Genomic DNA, 19707 nt, shown 5'->3' on the forward strand with positions numbered 1-19707 from the left:
TTTTTCATTGTAAAAATGTATGTTTTTTTGGAAATTATACACCTTAACCTTTAGGAATACATTTAAAAATTAAAATGGAAAGGATGAACAAGTGATGGATGTTACCCTGGGTTACTTGCGTGAAACATTATCGAACCATTTAAACCGTGGTGTTGGCCAGCAAATTTACAAAAAACTTGTAAATCATCAATATAAAAGCGAGGGTGACTTTGTAAGAGATTTAAACGAAGGTGAAATTGCCTTTTTAAATACTATTTTGGAAAAGGAATTACGATATGCCATGGAGGAACAAGATGAAAAGAGAGTAAAAGAATTAAATGAGGTATACGAACTTTTATAAAAGGCGGTGGAAAAAAATCGGAGCTATTGAAAGGAACGGTTATATTTTTGAACCTGAATTTAGTGTTATCAGCCAAAATGGAGCCATACATGTTTCTCTAAATGGTCAGTTTATTGAAGAAATAAAATTTGATTTTTCCGGTAAGTATCCAGAGCATGCGAAAATAGAAGCATTAGTAGACAAATATTGTGAAGAGCATAATATTTAATGTACGATAAATATATTATGTAAACAAATATTATATAAAAAACTATAATAATGTTATGTAAACTTATTGAAGTGACCCAATCATGGGTCTTTTTATTTATATATGCATTTTATGGGAATCGAGTTCGTTTTTTACTATTCAAGTTGATAGAAATCTATTAAAATAAATTTATCAGTTTAAAAGATTCTTTCATTTTGAAGGGTGGGTCCAGATATTGAAAAAACTTCTTTATTCATTATTTGCGGGTTTCCTTATTTTTTCAATGTTCACCCCAGCAACGAAAGCTGAAAAACGAACAGATCGAGTGATTGTAGTCTTTAAAGATAAGATTGATAAGAAAATACTCGATCAAGTGAATGGTAAAATTGAGCAATCCTTTCATAATGTTTCAGCCGTTTCTGTTCAGGTTCCGAGCGAGGATATTGCAGCATTAAAGAAGAATAAAAATGTTTTTGCAGTAGAACAAGATCAAAAACTGAAAATAGCAGGTCAGTTTGAAGATTGGGGTATGAAGGATATAAAAGCTCCGACTGCTTGGAAATCAAATTATACTGGCAAAGGGGTTAAAGTAGCCGTTCTTGACAGCGGCATATCAAAACACGCTGATTTGCAAGTGGCAGGTGGAGTATCATTCACATCCTATACAAAATCTTATGCAGACGATAATGGACATGGAACACATGTTGCTGGTATTATCGGTGCAAAAAATAATGGGATTGGTGTGGTTGGAGTTGCTCCTGATGCCAGTCTTTACGCTGTTAAGGTGCTAGATTCTAAAGGGGATGGGTATTTATCTGACATTATTTCCGGCATTGATTGGTCTATCAAAAACCATATGGATGTCATTAATTTAAGTTTTGGAACACCGGAAAATTCAGTTGCCTTACAGCAAATTGTAGATGAAGCATATGATAAAGGAATTTTAGTTGTTGCTGCTGCCGGGAATGAAGGCAATTCAGCTGGAACTGGAAATACTGTCGATTATCCCGCGAAGTATTCATCCGTAATTGCTGTCGGTGCAGTAGATCAAAATAATAAACGCGGAACTTTTTCGGCTACTGGACCTGATTTAGAAGTAGTTGCTCCCGGTGTAAATGTTTTAAGCACCTATATGGATAATGAATTTGCATATATGAGCGGAACTTCAATGGCAGCTCCTTTTGTTAGCGGAACTTTAGCTTTGTTAAAACAAGCAAATCCAACCTTAACAAATATTAAGTTAAGGGAAAAACTTGATTCATCCGTCATCGATTTAGGTGTTAAAGGAAAGGATGCTCTATACGGTTTCGGGTTAATTCAGGCACCATATTTGACATCTACTCATCTAAATACTACCAAGCCAAATGACGCAAAGACCAAAATACCAACTGATAAAGTAAAGGCTAAAAAAGATACGACAACAATTATTACTACACATAAGAAAGTTTATAGTTTAGGAAGTACCGTGTGGATTACAACAAAGGTTATCGATAAAAAAACAAATAAACCTATCTCCAAAGCAAAAATAACCTTAAGTATCAATTCACCGAAAGGGAAGATTAAGATAATCCATGCAACAACAAATACAAGTGGTTCTGCATCTTTTAAAATGACAACAAACCGCAATTACCAAAAAGGTAACTATAAGCTTAAAACAAAGGTCACGAAAGCTGGCTATACCCGAGGTAGTAGTGTGAAAACAATAAAGTTATATTAAAAAAATCACTATTAAGTGATTTTTTTTATTAATAAAATTATTAGATTAGAAGAAACTACATACAAAATATTTGAATATTAAAATAAAATTAGAAGGGTTTTTGTTTCGAATGTCGAAATAATTAAAGGAGAAAAGATGAAGGAGGAATAATAATGGTAGAAAACTATTTAAATAGTATAAGAGAAAATGCAAGTGCTTTATTTGACGAAGCAATTGAACAGTTAAAAGGATATTTGCGCATTCCAACGATTTCAGCTCAAGATTCGGCCATTCCGGAAACAGTTTCCCATGTGGTTTCCATGATTGAAAACATTGGCGGAGAAACAAAGGTTTTAGATGATCTTGGAGGTAACCCTGTTGTCTATGGATATTTTACTGCAGGGGAGAACGGTGACAAAGAAAAAACATTGTTATTCTATAATCATTATGATGTTCAGCCTCCAGAGCCATTGGAGGAATGGAATACTGATCCGTTTAATCCGACAGTCATAGATGGAAAATTGTTTGCAAGGGGCGCCTCCGATAATAAAGGAGATTTAGTGGCACGTTTAACAGCAATTAAGGTTCTTCAAAATGTAGATGGTGGCTTGCCTTGTAATATAAAGTTTTTAATTGAAGGAGAAGAGGAAATTGGCAGTCCGAATTTAGCTCCGTATTTACATAAGTATAAAGATCTATTCAAGGCAGATGCATGTATTTGGGAATTTGGAGGAAAGGACGAAAAGGACCGCATCAGTATGGTTGCAGGAATTAAAGGGATGGCATATCTCGAATTAACATGCGTTGGTGCTGAGATTGATATGCACTCTTCGGTTGGGGCATATGTTGATAATGCAGCATGGCGATTGATTCATGCACTTGGAACGATGAAAAATGCTAATAATGATATTCTTGTAGAGGGTTTCTATGATGGTATTGCGGAACCAACGGAGAGCGAAATGGAAGCTGTGAAGAAAATTCCATTTTCTAGTAAGGCCGTTTCAAGTCTCTATGGATTAAAAAGACCATTAATTACGGAAGCAAAAGGGGTAGATCCACGGGAAGCCATGGTTTTCCATCCAACTATGACTATATGTGGATTAGAAAGCGGTTATACAGGAAAAGGGGCGAAAACCGTTCTTCCTAAAAGCGCAAAAGCAAAAGTGGATTGCCGATTAGTTCCAGGTCAAGATCCTAATCATATTTTATCATGTGTCCAAGCACATTTAGAGAAACATGGCTTCTCAGATGTAAAGGCTGAAATGATTAATGGCCAAAAAGCCTATCGATCTGACTATGATCATCCATTCGTTGCACATGTATTACAAACTGCAGAGGAAACGTATCAAGCTGAAGTCGTGCTCGCACCTAATTCCGCGGGAACAGGTCCGATGTATGAATTTGGAAAGCAGCTGCAGCTTCCGATTGTTAGTACTGGTATAGGTTGGGTAGAATCAAAAGCACATGCACCGAATGAATCGATACGGTTGAAGGATTTCGAGCAGGGTGTTGTTCACATGGCATACATGTTATCTGGTTTATCAACTGCATTAAATCATTAAAAAAGAAAGGATGGCAGCAGAAAATCTGTCATCCTTTTAAATAATCATTGTACTGTTTTTTTGAGATGAATGCTACTTTTCACATATTGTAAACTTAATAAAATCGATACGATGCTGACAATAATCATAATAAATCCTAAAGTTTGCATGTTTTCAGGAGTAATTGCTTTCCCAAAAACTAATCCGAGTACAACAGAAGATAGAATAGAACCCAAATATCGGCATGTTTGAAAGAGACCGGATGAAGTTCCGATAATATTTTCCGGAGTTGCATCGAGCATTGCCACTTGAAGTGCCACATTACCTAACCCATATCCAATCCCCAAAAATGCTAATATAAATCCCATCACAATGATTGGAACATGGATAAAGAAAACCGTAAGAAAGATGGCACCGATAAACATGAAAATTGCTCCTGCCATTATGGGTTGTTTTGCACCGGCTTTGTCTATCCATTTTCCGGCCAGAGGAGAGACGATAATACTTACGCCGGACATAAAGAGCATCAACAAGCCGCTCGTGCGAACACTTAAATGCATCTCATCCTGAAAATAGGTTGGCATTCCAAAAAATAAGCAATAGTTGAATAAATTTAAAACGATAAATTGGACATATACAGAAGTAAGGGCACGATTGGTTTTAAATAAACGTACATCTATAAATGGATCCTTTGCTTTTAGTTCTCTCCATACAAATAATATAACAAATAGTAAACCACCTATTCCTGCGATATAGTGTGGGGAAGTATTAAAAGATAATAAGAACCATAGAAGCAAAACCATTCCTGCTGCAAATAGGAAAATTCCTATAAAATCGAGATGAAGAAGAGCATTTTTAATACTTGAGCCCGCTTGTTTTTTATCTTTAGGAAACATGAACCATCCGAGTAAAAAACTAATAATGATAAAAGGAAAATTCACCGTGAAAATAGCTGGCCAATCTCCCCATATGATTAAAAATCCTCCTAAGGTAGGTCCAAGTGCCGTCATGGCAGAAGCAAAAATTGAAAGCACTGCAAGAGCAGAGGCTTGTCTTTCATGGATGTTAGATTGAACGAGTGCAACCCCAGATGGGTAAATAGCACCACTGCCGATCGATTGAAATAATCTCATAATGAGCAAGACGAAAAAGGTCGGAGCGAGCGGAGCACCGAAAGCGGAGATTGCCACCAGAATTAAGCCGATTAGAAAAAGCTTTTTTCTGCCAATTAAATCTCCAATTTTTCCGGTTACAGGCTGTGCGATGGCACTGGCTAAATAAAAGGATGAAATAAGCCATGAAACAGTTGTAAAGGATAGATGGAAATCTTTTTGAATACTATGTAAAGCTAATGAGATCATGGATGAATTCAAAGGATTTAACATCGTGCCTGATGCTACAGCTGTCAAAAATAGGGCGCGGCTTTTTTTCAAATTCCTCATTATTTCACCTGTGCAAGGAATTCTTCCGTAGTTCGGATTTTTCCGATCTTAGGAAAAGTAAATCGGACAGAAGACTCATGTTCTTCTTTACTATAAGTGGTCATTGCATCTGTAATAAAAATTTGATTGTAACCGTATTGGAATGCTTCACGGGCAGTGCTTTCCACTCCAATATTTGTTGCAATTCCGCATAAAACAATCGTATCTATTCCTCTTCTGCGGAGCTGTATATCTAAATCTGTGCCAAAAAAAGCTCCCCATTGCCGCTTCGTAACAATGTAATCACTTTCTGTTACTTCCAGCCTTGGATCGAGTTCTGCCCAGTCTGCTGGACGCTCTATTTTATTTGCGTTTTTTGGGTGGTCTGTTTCTGGAGCCAAGGCATCTTTGCCGTCATGAAAAGCTACCCGAACAAAGCTAATAAATCCATTAGAACTGCGGAACTTTTGAATTAGTTTTATCGAATTATCCACTACCGTATTTCCTCCAGGCATGGAAACGATTCCTTTTTGTAAATCAATAAGGACTAGAGCGGTTTTTTGAAAATCAAGATTTAATTCATTCATCTAAAATCCTCCTGTTGTTTCAAATGCATAATAAAATAGAAATTTAGCTTTGTAATCTTCTTGTTTTTTCTATTTTTCGATTTAACCTTGAAATTAATTCAGCAAAAATTTCTTTTTCTTCCTTTTTCCAATCGGAAAGAAGCTCTTCATAGGCAAATCTTCTTTTTGCTTTAAGAGATAACAAAGCATTTTTTCCCGATTCAGAAATGGAAATGAAATTAACTCTTGCGTCATGGGCATCTGTGCTTCGTTCAATATGGCCTTTTGATTCTAAAGCATGTATTTGTCTGCTCATGGTGGAAATATTTAATTGAAATATATCTGAAAGAGTGCGTATCGTTTTTGGCCCTTCCTTATAAAGGGTATGTAAAATTAAATAGCCGGAACGATCTAAACTATTTTTTTCTCCATCTAATGTACGCTTAAAATCCGCTCTTCTTAATAAGGTCACCACTTCAATCTCAATCATGTCCATTACATCATTTTCAAATTTACCCATTGTATCCTTCCTTCAAGCAAAGCAATTTTCTATTCACTTTAGAAAGCAGTTGTATTATCACACAAAAACTTTCATTATGCAAGCAACTTCGGTTTCTTATAAAAAAGGACCATTGATTAATCAATAGTCCAATTTAACTTGTTATAATTTAAACGAGCTTTTCAAAGAAACAATGCGATTAAATACTAGTAAATCATTCGTTGTATATTTTGGATCTACATTAAAATATCCATGTCTGAAAAATTGGAACTTATCCTGTGGCTTTGCACTGTCCATATTATTTTCAACAAAGCCTTGTACGATTTCTAAAGAATTTGGATTGATTTTTTCAATAAATGATTTTTCATTATCTTCATTATCATCTAGAATAAGGGAATCATACAAACGAAATTCTGCTGGCTTTGCTTGAGTTGCTTCCACCCAATGAATAGTTCCCTTTACCTTTCTTCCTGTAAAGCCAGTTCCACTTTTTGTTTCTGGATCATAAGTACAATGAATTTCGATTACTTCACCGTTTTCGTCCTTAATTACTTCCTCACATTTGATAAAGTAAGCATGCTTTAGGCGAACCTCATTACCAGGGAAGAGACGGAAATATTTTTTTGGAGGATTTTCCATAAAATCCTCTTGTTCAATATAAATTTCACGAGAAAATGGAATTTGACGGATTCCCATTTCAGGTGCTTCCGGATTATTTTCTGCATCCAGCATTTCTACTTGACCTTCCGGATAATTGGTGATTACTACTTTTAAAGGCTTTAAGACTGCCATTGTACGTGGCGCTTTCAATTTTAAATCCTCACGAATAAAATGTTCGAGCATTTGAACATCTACCGTAGCATTGTTACGGGCAACGCCAATTTCTCGGCAAAAAGCGATGATGGCTTCAGGTGTAAAACCTCTTCTTCTAAGTCCTGAAATAGTAGGCATTCTTGGGTCATCCCAGCCATCAACGATTCCTTCATCCACAAGCTGTTTTAATTTTCGCTTGCTCATTACCGTATTTGTGATATTGTAGCGGCCAAATTCAATTTGTCGCGGTGTAGACTCCATTTCACAATTTTCTACTACCCAGTTATATAATGGACGTTGATCCTCAAACTCAATGGAGCAGAGGGAATGAGTAACCCCTTCAATCGCATCCTCTAAAGGATGTGCGAATGCATACATAGGGTAGATGCACCACTTATCACCGGTATTATGATGAGTTGTATGTGAAATACGATATAACACCGGATCGCGCATATTAATATTAGGGGAGGACATATCAATTTTGGCCCTTAATACTTTTTCACCGTTTTGGAATTCACCGTTTTTCATACGTTCAAACAAGTCGAGATTTTCTTCAATACTGCGGTTGCGATAAGGACTTTCTTTCCCTGGTTCCGTTAAAGTTCCACGGTATTCACGTATTTCGTCAGCAGATAGATCCTCTACATATGCTAGCCCTTTTTTGATCAATAATACTGCACGTTGATACATTTCATCGAAATAATTAGATGCAAAACATAGATTTTCCCACTTATAGCCCAGCCATTCAATATCTTTTTTAATGGATTCAACAAATTCCACATCTTCTTTTATCGGGTTTGTGTCATCGAATCGTAAATTTGTTTTCCCATTAAATTCAGCAGCTGTGTCAAAATTGATGCTGATTGCCTTAGCATGTCCAATATGTAAGTATCCGTTCGGCTCAGGAGGGAACCGAGTAATAATTTCCTTATGTTTGCCTGACTTTAAGTCATCTATAATGATATTCTTAATAAAATTGGATGAATGACTACTTGAATCCATACCTTTTCTCCTTCCATATAGAAAAACCCATATTTCTTAATATACCAATTATGTACACGAATTTGTAGTAAGAATTCTACAATTTGTTCATTTTTATAATGGCTCTTTTCTTAAACTTATTGCTTTTGTAAAAGCAAAACCCATAAATCCCTTCATACGGCTTAAGAATAGCGTCCTTTTATAGAAAAGATGCCCCGACGCTAAGTGTACTTTGGAATTTATAACAATTTACGAAAAGCAACAATTTATTCGAAAACAACCTTTATACTCAACATTTATTTTTAGCAGAAATCGTTCTAAAAATCAAAGTTTCCATCAAGTTAATCAAGCTTGGACAAGCAACCCTTTTTCTTCAAAAAAAAATAACCCCAATAAGGGGAGAAAATAGGTATATTAATTAGTACAACTATCCCCAAAGGTTCATAGTCTAATACTGTAAATATAAAAATTGGAGAAAGGGGATTTTTTAATGGAACATTACCATCATCACAAAGGTGCCTGCGGTCCTTTACATTGCCCTCCGTCTGTTGCACCAACTCAATACGATCCAGGGACTGTAGATCCACCGCAAACAGCAATAAAAACAACTTATTTTCCACATGTTGTTCAGCATGTACACCCAACACATACAGTAAATGTGAACAAACATGTATTTACCCACCAACACTACTTTCCGCATTCAGAATCTTGTGTAAATGAATGTTGTGAACAGCATGTATTTTGCGGAGCACCTGTAAATCCTTGTTGCCCACCAATGCCACCTAGACCCTTTGGATTTTAATTAATTATATTAATGGACCTCACTTTTTGTGAGGTCTTTTTTCCCGTATTTTAAAAAATAGGTGAACAAGTTATCCAGCAAAGCTATTTTCGTATAGATTTTTGGCAGATGAACACAAATGAATAGTGGATCTAATAAATATTGATTGGGTAGATTTTTGATAAGAAGGGATATTAAAGAATTATGCTTATGAATTTATTAAAGTTAAAACTAGTATAAAATATATAGTGACCAAGATGAAAAATAGTGGTAGATTTTACATGGTAAATACAATTATACATCTTGGAGGGTTTAGAATGAAAAAACTTTTAACAATATTAGCCTGCGTGCTTTTATTATGTGGCTGTACCCCAAAAGCATATACAGATAATTTATCTAAAGGTGAAGATGCTCTTAAAGCAGGTAAATATATTAAAGCGGAACAATATTTCAAAAAAGCATATGAAAAGAAAAATACAAGTGAAGCGAAAGAATTGATTAATGCTTCAGGATTATTGGTTCAAAGTAATGATGCTCTGCAAACAGGTGATTTTGAAAAAAGTATACAAAAAGCAAAGTTAGTAAACTCAAATGACAGTAAAAACAAAATCATGAAGACTGCTATAAAGGAAGCAGAAAAGTTAATTGAGAAAGCAAATAGTCTGTTAACAACGAAGAAAAAGATGGAAGACAGTATTGATAAAGGTAAATCATTACTTAATCTAAATAAGTTTGATGAAGCCTATAAAACTTTTAAAGAAGCTAAAAATGAAGAATTAGATAATAAAGAAATTAAAAATCTAGATAAACAGTTAACTGATTTAATGGATCAAACAACCAAAGAAAGACAAGCCTACGATAATAATATCAGAACCCAACAGCAAGAGAAGCAAAAGCAAAACTCAAATGAAGTAAGTAGTACACCGAAAGAAAATTCTAATATACTTACCCATAGTGAAGCGGAGCAAATTGTAAGAAGCTATTTGAAAATCACTGATAAGAATGTATATACAAAGTACGATCATGACGAAGGTGATAACTATATTATTCATGTATATGAAGTTGTGATTGATGATCCGAAAACAAAAGAAGGGCATACAGCAACATGGGGATGGTATGGAGTTAATAAATATACTAAAAAAGTTTATGATTCAATGAATAATTAAAGTGTAAATAGGTCAGGAGTTGCGACTTCAAACCTATTTACACATTTTATACAACATCAGAATTAATGAAAAAACAATAAAAAGAACCGTGCAATCACGTTATTTATCACACTTTGATGGAGACAAAGAGGTCATTAAGAAAATTGAACATTTTTACTCATGAAATTATTCGGAAATAAATTTATTATATATTGTGAAGACCCCCTTATACATAACCTAATCTTTATCCAGCATAATGCTGGATATTTTTTTTGCTTTGTCATAAAAAATAAGAAGGCATCACCACGAACAGTAGTAATATAGATATATGCTTGGGTATTCCAAAAATTTAAGTTTTACTAGCTTTTTATATAAAAATGTTTTCTAATATAATATTATTCTCGGTCTGAACTCCAGTATCTCTACATATATCTGTATAAAAAGAATAGCGGACAAGGATGATTTAGGTGGCAAAGAAGGTCTTAATCATTGGTGTTGCAAGTATTTTAATAGGTATTGGCATTAATGTGTTTATTATGCCGCTCCATCTTTTGAATGGAGGAGTTTTTGGCATTAGTTTATTATTAAAATATTTGTTGGGGTTCAAGTTGGGACTTACGATATTTTGTATTAATTTCCCAATATATTTATTAGCATTTAAATTTGATCAAACGTATTTTATAAATGGCGTAATCGGACTTATTATTTCTTCCGTAATGATTGATTTAATGTTCCCTTTAAATGGAATCATCCATTTGCCTATCATTATTAGTGCCTCAATTGGAGGGCTATTAATTGGATGCGGAGTAGGAATTATGCTGAGGAATCATACGAGCCCAGGAGGTGTAGATTTATTGTCCCTCCTTATGGCGAAATGTTTTTCCATCAATCCAGGAGTTTTTATATTAGTGATAGATGCTTTAATTATTGTATGCGGGCTTGTAATCTTAAAAGATTTGCATTTAATGTATTCATTGTTGACAGTAATCATTGTAGGATTTGTGGTTAGCATCCTTACATCCTTTAAGTCCGTGGATATTTATATTTGAAAAATATTCAAAAATTTCATTGACAATTTCGTTCCATATAAAGTAATTTATAAATAGAAAGTTGGTAATAATTAAAATAAGACAAGAAAATTCGGTTTATATAAAGGAGTTAATTTTATGTTGGGTGTCGTTCTTAACTAATCCGTAACTTCATACGGTCATTCTTTTTTACTCACGTTCCTTGTAAAAAAATTGCAAAGAGGAAACGTTTATTTGAGTTGGGAAAAAGAATGAATTGTTAAGAACGCATTCATAGCACATAGAAGAACTCTACGAAGCTATGTCTATTCGACATAGCATTTTTTATTATTCGTAGATGGATTAAGACTGAATTTTCTTTGTCTTATTTACATGATTCTATAGCCGCAGAATGAACATAGCGTTCACTCTGCGGTTTTTTATATTTTAAGGAGGAAGAACATTGAATCAACATACATTTAACATTTTAGAATTTAATCGGATTAAAGAAGAAGCTGCACAATACGCTTTAACGGATTTGGGAAAGGAGAAAATAAAAAATATTGTCCCTTCCTATAATAAAAAACAAATTATTTCTTGGCTGGACGAAGTTAGTGAGGGAGTAGAAATATTGAAAAAAAGTTCGAGTGTCCCTATTTCGGGCTTAAATGGGATCGATCAAATTCTAAAGCAATTGAATAAAGGGATGACGTTACGTCCGGATCAGTTTATGAAGCTTATCGATTTTTTATCCTGCTGCAAAAAATTAAAGAGATTTATGAAGGATAAAGAACATTTAGCACCAAGAGTTTCCGCTTATGTATACAGCATTGAAGAACTCCCTGGCTTGCTTGAGGAATTGGAAAGAAGTATCCGCAACGGAAGAGTGGATGATTACGCAAGTAAAGAATTATTAAAACTTAGAAAACAAATTAGTATATTACAAGATCGATTAAAGGAAAAAGTTCAGCAAATCGTTAAGTCGAATAAATATAAATCTTATCTACAGGAAGCAATTGTAAGTGAGCGCAATGGACGATACGCCATTCCCATTAAAAAAGAATATAAAGGTAAATTTCCTGGAACTGTATTAGATACATCTGCATCCGGCTCCACCTTATATATTGAGCCTGTGGAGATTGCTGTATTTCAGGATGAAGTTAATTCTTATATGGCGTATGAAGAAGCAGAAGTAGAGAGGATTTTGACCTATTTAACGGGATTAGTGGAAGCAAATCAAGTCCAAATTCGTTTAGCGGTCGAGACGATGGTCCATTACGATGTATTATTTGCAAAAGCAAAATATTCGCGGGTGCTTAATGGACGAAGTGTGGAAATTAATGACACACATTATATACTTTTAAAAGAAGCAAGACACCCATTACTAGGTGCTAATGCTGTTCCATTAACGGTGGAAATCGGGAAGGATTATAAGGCATTAGTCATTACCGGTCCAAATACAGGTGGGAAGACCGTTACCATTAAAACAGTGGGCCTTTTGACATTAATGGCTCAAGCAGGCTTCCATGTACCAGTATCTGAAGGAAGTCATATTAGCATTTTCCAAAAAGTACTGCTTGATATTGGAGATGGTCAAAGTATAGAACAAAACTTGAGCACTTTTAGTTCCCATATGAAAAACATTATTCATTTATTGGAGGAAGCAAATGACCATAGTCTTGTTCTATTGGATGAACTAGGTTCAGGCACAGATCCCGGCGAGGGAATGGGATTGGCAACGGCACTTCTTAAACGCTTTTTCTTAAAAGGTGTTTGTATGTTAGCAACTACCCATTATAGTGAAATTAAAGATTTTGCTGACCGGGAAAATGGTTTTGTCAATGGAGCAATGGAATTTGATATGGACACATTAAAGCCAACTTATCGTTTAATCGTTGGAAAAGGTGGAGAAAGCCAAGCGTTTGCCATAGCCCTCAAATTAGGGATGCATCCGCAAATCATTGAAGAGGCACATAAAATAACCTATAAAGAGGAAATAAGATATTCTTTTCTAATAGAAGACCCGTTCAAGAAGAAAACAATGGAAAAGCAAATAGCCGTTCAGCGACATATTCGGGATAAACAAACTGATTTTGTAAGACAGAAATCAGTTATCTTTAACAAAGGGGATAATGTTCGGATTCTTTCTACAGGCGAATTTGGCATCGTGTACAATGGTCCAGATACAATGGGGAATTATGTTGTTCAAGTAAAAGAGGAAAAAAGAACCTATAATCAAAAGAGGTTAAAACTGTACATTGCAGCGAAGGAATTATATCCAGAGGATTATGACTTTAATATCATTTTTGAAACAAAAGAAAACAGGAAAAAGCACAATATAATGGAGAAAAGACATATGGAAGGTTTAGTAATTGAAAGGGAACAAGAGAAGGAATAATCATAATAAAGTAAAGTAATTTAGATCCTGATGGGTATGCGTTCGAGTTCCTTTTCGAGACAAAAACGAACACTAATATTTCTTAAGGTCAATTAGTAAATGAATAATTTTTTCGTCCTGACGAAAAATAAGGTGTCGAATTTTAAGATATGGAGGAATGAATCATGGATGTAAAACGTGTTAAACAAATTCTTTCATCACCCGATGATATTGAAGTGAAATATCATGGTCAATCTGTTTGGATAGATAAGATAGATGAAGTTGGGACTCTTGCGACCGTTCATTTAAAAGGACAATTAGAGGAAAGATCACAGGTGGCAATTGCAGATCTTGTTGAAGAATAGGGAAAATAATTGTACCCGCTCTTGGAAGCGGGTATTTTTTTTCGCTATTAAGTTTCACTTTTTTTCCAAAGGGAATGAAGTAGGTATATACTTATAAATAGACAAACAACTAGATGATAAAATTGTTAGGGGGAAACAGTATGTATATCGAAAAAATGTATATTAATGGTGAATGGTTGACATCAGCCGACACCATCGAAGTGTTTAATCCTGCGACGAAAGAAAAAATTGGAGTGGTGCCAAATGGAGGACAGAGGGAAGCAGAACTAGCTGTGTCAGCTGCCTTTTCTGCATTGCCAAGTTGGTCTAAACGAACAGCTGCTGAAAGAAGTAAATATCTTATGAAATGGTCGCAATTAATTGATGAAAATTTGAATACTTTAGCAGAAATCATGACGAATGAACAAGGTAAACCACTCCACGAGGCTAAGGGAGAAATTACCTATGCTAATGATTATATTGTCTGGTATGCGGAAGAAGCAAAGCGCATTTACGGTGAAACAATCCCTGCCTCCCATCCAAATAAACGAATTTTTGTTCAAAAGCAACCCATTGGTGTCGTTGCAGCCATAACACCTTGGAATTTCCCAGCTGCCATGATTACACGAAAAATTGCACCAGCTATAGCAGCAGGTTGTACTACGGTATTAAAACCTTCGGAAGAAACTCCTTTTACAGCATTAAAGTTGGTAGAATTAGCCGAACAGGCGGGGATTCCAAAAGGTGTCATCAATATTATTACCGGTGATGCACCGACCATCGCAAACGTATGGCAAAGTGATCGTCGAGTACGAAAATTGACTTTTACAGGGTCAACAGAGGTAGGGAAAATCCTAATGCGCGGTGCGGCAGAAACGGTTAAAAAAGTTTCGCTCGAATTAGGCGGACATGCACCGTTTATTGTCACTGCGAATGCAGATATTGAAAAGGCAGTAGATGGTGCCATAGCATCAAAATTTAGAAATGCCGGACAAACGTGCGTTTGTACAAATCGAATATATGTAGATAAAAGCATTGTTAAGGAATTTACACAAAAATTCACAGAAAAAGTTTCCTGTCTTAAAGTCGGAAATGGTTTAGATGAAGGCGTAGTCATCGGTCCGTTAATTAATCAAGAAGCAATGGATAAAGTAAATAATCATATTGAAGATGCCATCCAAAAAGGCGGAACTGTTTATGTTGGAGGAAATCCGTTAAAAGAATTGGATGGGTACTTTTTTGAACCTACTGTAATCACTGATGCAACGGATGACATGTTCTGTATGTATGAAGAGACATTTGGACCGCTTGCTCCCATTACTACTTTTGATACAATCGAAGAAGTGGTCGAAAGAGCGAATAATACACCTTATGGGTTAGCTGCATATGTATTTACCGAGAATATTAAAGAAGCAATCCAGATTGCGGAAAGCCTAGAATACGGAATCATCGGCTTAAACGACGGAACTCCATCCGCAGCACAAGCACCGTTTGGAGGATTTAAAGAAAGTGGATTAGGACGTGAAGGAAGCCATTTTGGCATTGAAGATTATTTAGAAATTAAATATATTTCACTTGGATTGTAATATATTTCGACAAATCCTCTAAGTTCGCACCATAATATTGTCTTATTCTGCGCTTCCCTGGGAAATCTAATTCGGGGAATAAATATAACCAGTAGGGAATCGTCATCATTTCACCTAATAAGAAATATGATAATCATGACAACAATGGAGGTGAGAGGATGGCGGTTGTTAAAGCGACTGATTCTGATATTGCCCTTTTAGCAAGATTATTAAGAGCGGAGGCGGAAGGAGAAGGAGTATTAGGAATGATGTTAGTTGGGAACGTTGGTATTAATCGTATCCGGGCTAATTGTTCTGATTTTCAAGGGCTTCGTACCATTCCGCAAATGATCTATCAGCCACATGCGTTTGAAGCAGTTATACATGGCTATTTTTATCAACGTGCCAGGGAAAGAGAAAAAACATTAGCAAGGCGAGCAATAAATGGTGAGTACCATTGGCCTGCTAAATATAGCTTATGGTATTTTAAACCACCAGGGGACTGCCTGCAGCAATGGTATAATCAACCTTTAGTAGGGAGATATAAGTTACATTGCTTTTATGAGCCAACAGCAGAAACTTGTCAAAATGTATATAATACATTCTAATCAAGAATTTAAGAGCCTTTTGGGCTCTTTTTATTTTAAATTGGAGCAGACTTGAATCATCCATTCGTCTGTTTAATATTGAATTCACGTCGTTTTTCTCTATTTTCGTGCGGTTCATCTGTCCGTTCGTGCCAGTCTCGTATTAAATTCTCAAAAGGGTCACAATTATGCTCAATCATGTATATCTTTCATTTGAAAATACAAAATAAAAAAGATGTTTGATTCTAAATTTGAAAGGGTGGTAATAATGCAAAATCAACAAGGGCAAACACATCAAAATATGCATACAGGAAATATACCGCAGCAAATGAATCATGGCGGGCATGAAGTTCTTGATGTTTCTGAAGTATTGTCGGGTGCCATAGGAACGATGGATCAATATACTATGCTGCGTCAGCATGTGAAGGATCAAGAACTATTAGGGATTCTTGATCGACAATACCAATTTATGCAACAAGAATATAACACAACGGTTGATTGCTTTAAAACCGGACAAGATCCAGCAGTACCAACTCAAAGCTATAAAATGACTCAAAATAATGATTTTGTATACGGTTTACAACCATCACAACCGAAAAAACCTGTACAATCCGTAGGTGAGTTAACCGATGAATGTGTATCTGGCATGATGCTTAGTGCCATTAAATCCTCGGCCAGCATGAAAACAATGGCCGCAATGGAAACGACAAATCCTGTTGTGCGCAGAGTACTTGCGGATTCTATTCCTAACTGCATCGAAATGGCATATGAAATATCCTTATATCAAAACAAACATCATTATTACCAAGTACCTCAATTCGCTGCCGGGGATATGCAACAAATGGTGAATGCATATGCACCTGCAAATGGACAACAAATGCAAATGCCTAATAATAATATGACTCACTAATCTACACAAAAGCTATCCATAATGGGTTGAAGAAAAAGGGAATTAGCAAAGAAGAAAGCCGCATTAGCTTTTATATAAAAGCGTTTATGCGGCTTTCGTACTTTTGGTAAAAACGTTAAAATAGGTTGATTGCGAATATTGTGTGCGTATTAAATTTATTAGCTGTCCTTTTTCAATTTTTAAGTTACACGCATACGTATGAGCTTTGAAAGTAAGGGAAGAATGATCGAATCGTTATTAGTTTTAAAAAGAATAAAATTTCTAACTGTTTGTATTAGGTTGGGCTTTACTATCCTTTTTAGTAATGAAAACGTAAAATATCCCGGTTAATGTTTGAGTTAATAAAAAAATCGGAAATGAATAGGTTAACTTATAATTATGTTGATAAGTAAGGATATGAAGAAGTGTAAAAATCCATTGCATAGCAATGCCAAAGAAAGCCCAAAAAGTGATATAGAAAATAAAAGTTAATTTGTTAATGTGTAACAGGTTATAAAAATACATAAATAAATACCCAAATGGAGCAAATAACGAATAATAGAATAAGTCGAATAATTCATAGTGGTTAGTGTCATTTTGTCTGTAAAAATCTAATATACCTCCTCCTAATGTAAAGTCAAATAACATTCCGGTTGCTAAGCCAAGCAGCAAGCTTATACAAGTTACTTCATTATTCAGTCTTTTGGGTAAGAGAAGTATTAATAAGTAACTAATAATATTAAAGATAATAAGAGATATCTCATTCAAACTAAAGTTTCCCATCCAAATCATTTAATTTTTTCTCCTTTTAGAATTAATGAGTGGTAACAATAAAGAACAAAATAACCAAAGGAGTATAAAAAGATAAAATATATATAATCAAAAATCAAACTCCATTTATGAAAATACACAACATCCAGTTTAAGCAAAACAATTTTTATTAGGAGTAATACCAATGAGGAAATAAGGATACCAATAACTTTTTTTGTAATGGTCAGATTTCTAGGAATACTATTTATTCCCATTAAAATTAGAATTGGTATAATTATACTTCGATATATAATGTAAGCGGTATAATTCAATGGTAATGTGGAATAAGTAATAAATTTACATTCATCATAAATGATCCAACTATAGTTTACATTTATGATTAATATACAAAAAAATAGTGCTGAATTTTCCAGTTTAGAAAACTGTTTTTTCTTCGCATAAAATGCTGTTATACTTATCCACGCTATATAAAAAATGATAGAAAATGCCAATGAATGATCACATCCTTTTATTGTCACTCATTAGGATTTCAAAAATAAGGAAGATTTATGTAACTAAAGTTGCGTGTTGTACCGTTTACTCATTTCTTATATAAAGTCCTTTTATTTGTAGTGAGCATAGTTAATTTTAACCCTCCCTTAATTAGTATCTGTTTTATACTGATTCCCCCCTACATCGAGTTGTCCTTTGCCATGTTTCTTAACTTTTGCGTCGAAAAAACGTAATGGCTGCCCCGCTTTGGGCAGGATACTTCCGCTATTCTTATTATCAAAAATGTAAGCTTTTACATAAAATATTGGTAGTACATTAGTTTAGTACTTACCTATAATGTAAAAAATAATAAATACGGAGTAATATAACCGTTTCAGCATAAAATATGGTTTTTGAGAGGTGGATCTGACTTGAACTTAGAGAAGGCGATTGAAGTCCTAGATCAAATGCGTCTACCGAACGGAGCATATATTGCAAGCCCTTCTAAAGATTACAGTTATGTTTGGATTCGCGATGTTTTCTATTCGACATTACCGTTTCTATATACACCATCAGAGCGTTTTGAAAAAGCTTATCATGCAATATTCGATCTCTTTAAACGGTATGAATGGAAAATTGATATTCACACAAAAAATAAACCAAAATTTCTATATGAATATATTCATTCACGCTATTCCATGGATTTAGAGGAATTGAATGTGGAATGGGGGCACGCACAAAATGATGCAATCGGTGCATTTTTGTGGGGAGTTGGTGAAGGTGTTAGGCATGGTCAAAAGGTAATCAGGGATAAAGATGACCTTAGAATAATTCAGAAGCTTGTCAAATATTTAGAGTGTCTGGAATATTGGCAGACCGAGGATAATGGTATGTGGGAAGAAAATATGGAAGTGCATGCCTCCAGTGTGGGAGCTTGTGTTGCCGGTTTAAACGCAGTAAAAATGCTTGTGGAAGTAAATCCAAAGCTTATTTCAAAGGGTGAGGAGACTCTAAGGTTATTATTACCTAGAGAAAGTGTTACGAAGGATACAGATTTGGCCTTGCTTTCTTTAATATTCCCTTATAGAATAATCGACCGGCCGACAGCTCTTATGATTATTGAAAATGTAGTAAATGATCTTGAACGATCTAATGGATGTATTCGCTATCAACATGACCAGTACTATAATGAAGGCAGTGAAGCGGAATGGTGTTTCGGATTTCCTTGGCTTGGTTTATGTTTTATGGAATTGGGAATGTTTCATAAAGTGCAAGAATATAGACTGAAGACAGAAAGAATCATTTCGGAAAATTGGGAGATTCCCGAATTATATATCGGAGGGACCAATGTACCAAATGGTAATACTCCGCTTGCTTGGGCCGTTTCTTTATCTTATTTGTTTTTAAAACAAATAAGAAATAAAGATTTAATTAAGAATACATCTTCTTATGCAGCGAATGAAGAATAATGATGATCTCGCTCTTCCAATTTAGGGGAAGAGCGCTTTTTTTCTCTTTTGTAGGATGACTTTAGACCTGTAATCTGTTCTTGACAAAACTAGACATGTTTCGTGGAAGGATATACTTATATATACCTAGAAAGTATGTTTATCCCGCGTTGTCGTGCTAAAGTGGCAATTTTCGAAAAGGAAAAAGATATTGATGAAGATGTTTTTTCCTTTGTAATATGCCTTTTTAAAGGTAGGAAATTACACATCATGTCAAT

At 34.9% G+C, this 19707-nt stretch carries 18 protein-coding genes; 13 read left to right on the top strand and 5 right to left on the bottom strand.

Annotated features, from left to right (window positions below):
• Nucleotides 1-94: 94 nt before the first annotated feature.
• The 4 genes from NSQ59_RS12375 (at nucleotide 95) to NSQ59_RS12390 (ending at nucleotide 3785) form a co-directional block, all read left to right on the top strand.
• Nucleotides 95-340, top strand: a complete 246-nt coding sequence (locus tag NSQ59_RS12375) for a sigma-G-dependent sporulation-specific acid-soluble spore protein CsgA (RefSeq protein ID WP_055739628.1) — start codon at nucleotides 95-97, stop codon at nucleotides 338-340.
• Between the two features lie 16 nt (nucleotides 341-356).
• Nucleotides 357-548, top strand: a complete 192-nt coding sequence (locus NSQ59_RS12380) for a YbxH family protein (protein ID WP_055741215.1) — start codon at nucleotides 357-359, stop codon at nucleotides 546-548.
• A 214-nt stretch (nucleotides 549-762) separates the two neighbouring features.
• A complete protein-coding gene (locus NSQ59_RS12385; protein ID WP_055739629.1) occupies nucleotides 763-2244 on the top strand; it encodes a S8 family peptidase in 1482 nt (493 codons plus the stop codon).
• A gap of 152 nt (nucleotides 2245-2396) precedes the next feature.
• On the top strand, nucleotides 2397-3785 hold the full coding sequence (locus NSQ59_RS12390; protein ID WP_340831461.1) for a M20/M25/M40 family metallo-hydrolase: 1389 nt from the start codon (nucleotides 2397-2399) through the stop codon (nucleotides 3783-3785).
• A gap of 44 nt (nucleotides 3786-3829) precedes the next feature.
• Here NSQ59_RS12390 and NSQ59_RS12395 read toward each other — a convergent pair whose 3' ends face one another.
• From NSQ59_RS12395 to NSQ59_RS12410, 4 genes are all read right to left on the bottom strand, one after another.
• Nucleotides 3830-5206, bottom strand: a complete 1377-nt coding sequence (locus NSQ59_RS12395; RefSeq protein WP_340831462.1) for an MFS transporter — start codon at nucleotides 5204-5206, stop codon at nucleotides 3830-3832.
• On the bottom strand, nucleotides 5206-5772 hold the full coding sequence (locus NSQ59_RS12400; protein ID WP_055739632.1) for an isochorismatase family protein: 567 nt from the start codon (nucleotides 5770-5772) through the stop codon (nucleotides 5206-5208). The genes NSQ59_RS12395 and NSQ59_RS12400 overlap by 1 nt, the downstream gene beginning before the upstream one ends.
• A 43-nt stretch (nucleotides 5773-5815) precedes the next feature.
• A complete protein-coding gene (locus tag NSQ59_RS12405; RefSeq protein WP_055739633.1) occupies nucleotides 5816-6271 on the bottom strand; it encodes a MarR family winged helix-turn-helix transcriptional regulator in 456 nt (151 codons plus the stop codon).
• A gap of 141 nt (nucleotides 6272-6412) precedes the next feature.
• Entirely contained in the window at nucleotides 6413-8065 is a 1653-nt protein-coding gene (locus NSQ59_RS12410) for a glutamine--tRNA ligase/YqeY domain fusion protein (protein WP_055739634.1), read from the bottom strand.
• A gap of 469 nt (nucleotides 8066-8534) precedes the next feature.
• Between NSQ59_RS12410 and NSQ59_RS12415 the strand changes: the two genes are divergently transcribed.
• The 8 genes from NSQ59_RS12415 (at nucleotide 8535) to NSQ59_RS12450 (ending at nucleotide 16760) form a co-directional block, all read left to right on the top strand.
• The gene (locus tag NSQ59_RS12415; RefSeq protein ID WP_083489303.1) at nucleotides 8535-8846 is read left to right on the top strand and encodes a CotD family spore coat protein; all 312 of its coding nucleotides are present in this window, start codon (nucleotides 8535-8537) and stop codon (nucleotides 8844-8846) included.
• 296 nt (nucleotides 8847-9142) lie between these two features.
• Entirely contained in the window at nucleotides 9143-9991 is an 849-nt protein-coding gene (locus tag NSQ59_RS12420) for a hypothetical protein (protein WP_055739636.1), read from the top strand.
• Nucleotides 9992-10437: 446 nt separating this feature from the next.
• Nucleotides 10438-11019 carry a YitT family protein gene (locus tag NSQ59_RS12425; RefSeq protein WP_340831465.1) on the top strand — a complete coding sequence of 194 codons (582 nt, stop codon included), beginning with the start codon at nucleotides 10438-10440 and terminating at the stop codon, nucleotides 11017-11019.
• A gap of 421 nt (nucleotides 11020-11440) precedes the next feature.
• Entirely contained in the window at nucleotides 11441-13375 is a 1935-nt protein-coding gene (locus NSQ59_RS12430) for an endonuclease MutS2 (protein WP_055739638.1), read from the top strand.
• A 164-nt stretch (nucleotides 13376-13539) separates the two neighbouring features.
• Nucleotides 13540-13719 (top strand): H-type small acid-soluble spore protein, encoded by a 180-nt coding sequence (locus NSQ59_RS12435; RefSeq protein WP_340831468.1) that lies wholly within the window; start codon nucleotides 13540-13542, stop codon nucleotides 13717-13719.
• Between the two features lie 140 nt (nucleotides 13720-13859).
• A complete protein-coding gene (locus NSQ59_RS12440) occupies nucleotides 13860-15284 on the top strand; it encodes an NAD-dependent succinate-semialdehyde dehydrogenase (RefSeq protein WP_055739640.1) in 1425 nt (474 codons plus the stop codon).
• A gap of 158 nt (nucleotides 15285-15442) precedes the next feature.
• Nucleotides 15443-15871 carry a cell wall hydrolase gene (locus NSQ59_RS12445; protein ID WP_340831470.1) on the top strand — a complete coding sequence of 143 codons (429 nt, stop codon included), beginning with the start codon at nucleotides 15443-15445 and terminating at the stop codon, nucleotides 15869-15871.
• A 247-nt stretch (nucleotides 15872-16118) separates the two neighbouring features.
• Complete coding sequence (locus NSQ59_RS12450; protein ID WP_340831472.1) at nucleotides 16119-16760, top strand: spore coat protein; 642 nt, start codon at nucleotides 16119-16121, stop codon at nucleotides 16758-16760.
• Between the two features lie 261 nt (nucleotides 16761-17021).
• Here the strand turns inward: NSQ59_RS12450 and NSQ59_RS12455 are convergent, their stop codons facing one another.
• On the bottom strand, nucleotides 17022-17531 hold the full coding sequence (locus NSQ59_RS12455; protein ID WP_055739643.1) for a hypothetical protein: 510 nt from the start codon (nucleotides 17529-17531) through the stop codon (nucleotides 17022-17024).
• Between the two features lie 881 nt (nucleotides 17532-18412).
• Here NSQ59_RS12455 and NSQ59_RS12460 point away from each other — a divergent pair.
• Nucleotides 18413-19450 carry a glycoside hydrolase family 15 protein gene (locus NSQ59_RS12460; RefSeq protein ID WP_126647041.1) on the top strand — a complete coding sequence of 346 codons (1038 nt, stop codon included), beginning with the start codon at nucleotides 18413-18415 and terminating at the stop codon, nucleotides 19448-19450.
• Nucleotides 19451-19707 lie beyond the last annotated feature (257 nt).

The organism is Margalitia sp. FSL K6-0131 (genome assembly GCF_038008735.1).
GTDB classification, from domain to species: Bacteria; Bacillota; Bacilli; order Bacillales; family Bacillaceae_C; genus Margalitia; species Margalitia shackletonii.

What these genes read in the sequence shown, in the direction of transcription:
- NSQ59_RS12455 (WP_055739643.1), bottom strand. Translation starts at nt 17,531, where the DNA reads ATGATTTGGATGGGAAACTTTAGTTTGAATGAGATATCTCTTATTATC.
- NSQ59_RS12395 (WP_340831462.1), bottom strand. Translation starts at nt 5,206, where the DNA reads ATGAGGAATTTGAAAAAAAGCCGCGCCCTATTTTTGACAGCTGTAGCA.
- NSQ59_RS12410 (WP_055739634.1), bottom strand. Translation starts at nt 8,065, where the DNA reads ATGGATTCAAGTAGTCATTCATCCAATTTTATTAAGAATATCATTATA.
- NSQ59_RS12375 (WP_055739628.1), top strand. Translation starts at nt 95, where the DNA reads ATGGATGTTACCCTGGGTTACTTGCGTGAAACATTATCGAACCATTTA.
- NSQ59_RS12400 (WP_055739632.1), bottom strand. Translation starts at nt 5,772, where the DNA reads ATGAATGAATTAAATCTTGATTTTCAAAAAACCGCTCTAGTCCTTATT.
- NSQ59_RS12390 (WP_340831461.1), top strand. Translation starts at nt 2,397, where the DNA reads ATGGTAGAAAACTATTTAAATAGTATAAGAGAAAATGCAAGTGCTTTA.
- NSQ59_RS12405 (WP_055739633.1), bottom strand. Translation starts at nt 6,271, where the DNA reads ATGGGTAAATTTGAAAATGATGTAATGGACATGATTGAGATTGAAGTG.
- NSQ59_RS12450 (WP_340831472.1), top strand. Translation starts at nt 16,119, where the DNA reads ATGCAAAATCAACAAGGGCAAACACATCAAAATATGCATACAGGAAAT.
- NSQ59_RS12440 (WP_055739640.1), top strand. Translation starts at nt 13,860, where the DNA reads ATGTATATCGAAAAAATGTATATTAATGGTGAATGGTTGACATCAGCC.
- NSQ59_RS12435 (WP_340831468.1), top strand. Translation starts at nt 13,540, where the DNA reads ATGGATGTAAAACGTGTTAAACAAATTCTTTCATCACCCGATGATATT.
- NSQ59_RS12445 (WP_340831470.1), top strand. Translation starts at nt 15,443, where the DNA reads ATGGCGGTTGTTAAAGCGACTGATTCTGATATTGCCCTTTTAGCAAGA.
- NSQ59_RS12415 (WP_083489303.1), top strand. Translation starts at nt 8,535, where the DNA reads ATGGAACATTACCATCATCACAAAGGTGCCTGCGGTCCTTTACATTGC.
- NSQ59_RS12420 (WP_055739636.1), top strand. Translation starts at nt 9,143, where the DNA reads ATGAAAAAACTTTTAACAATATTAGCCTGCGTGCTTTTATTATGTGGC.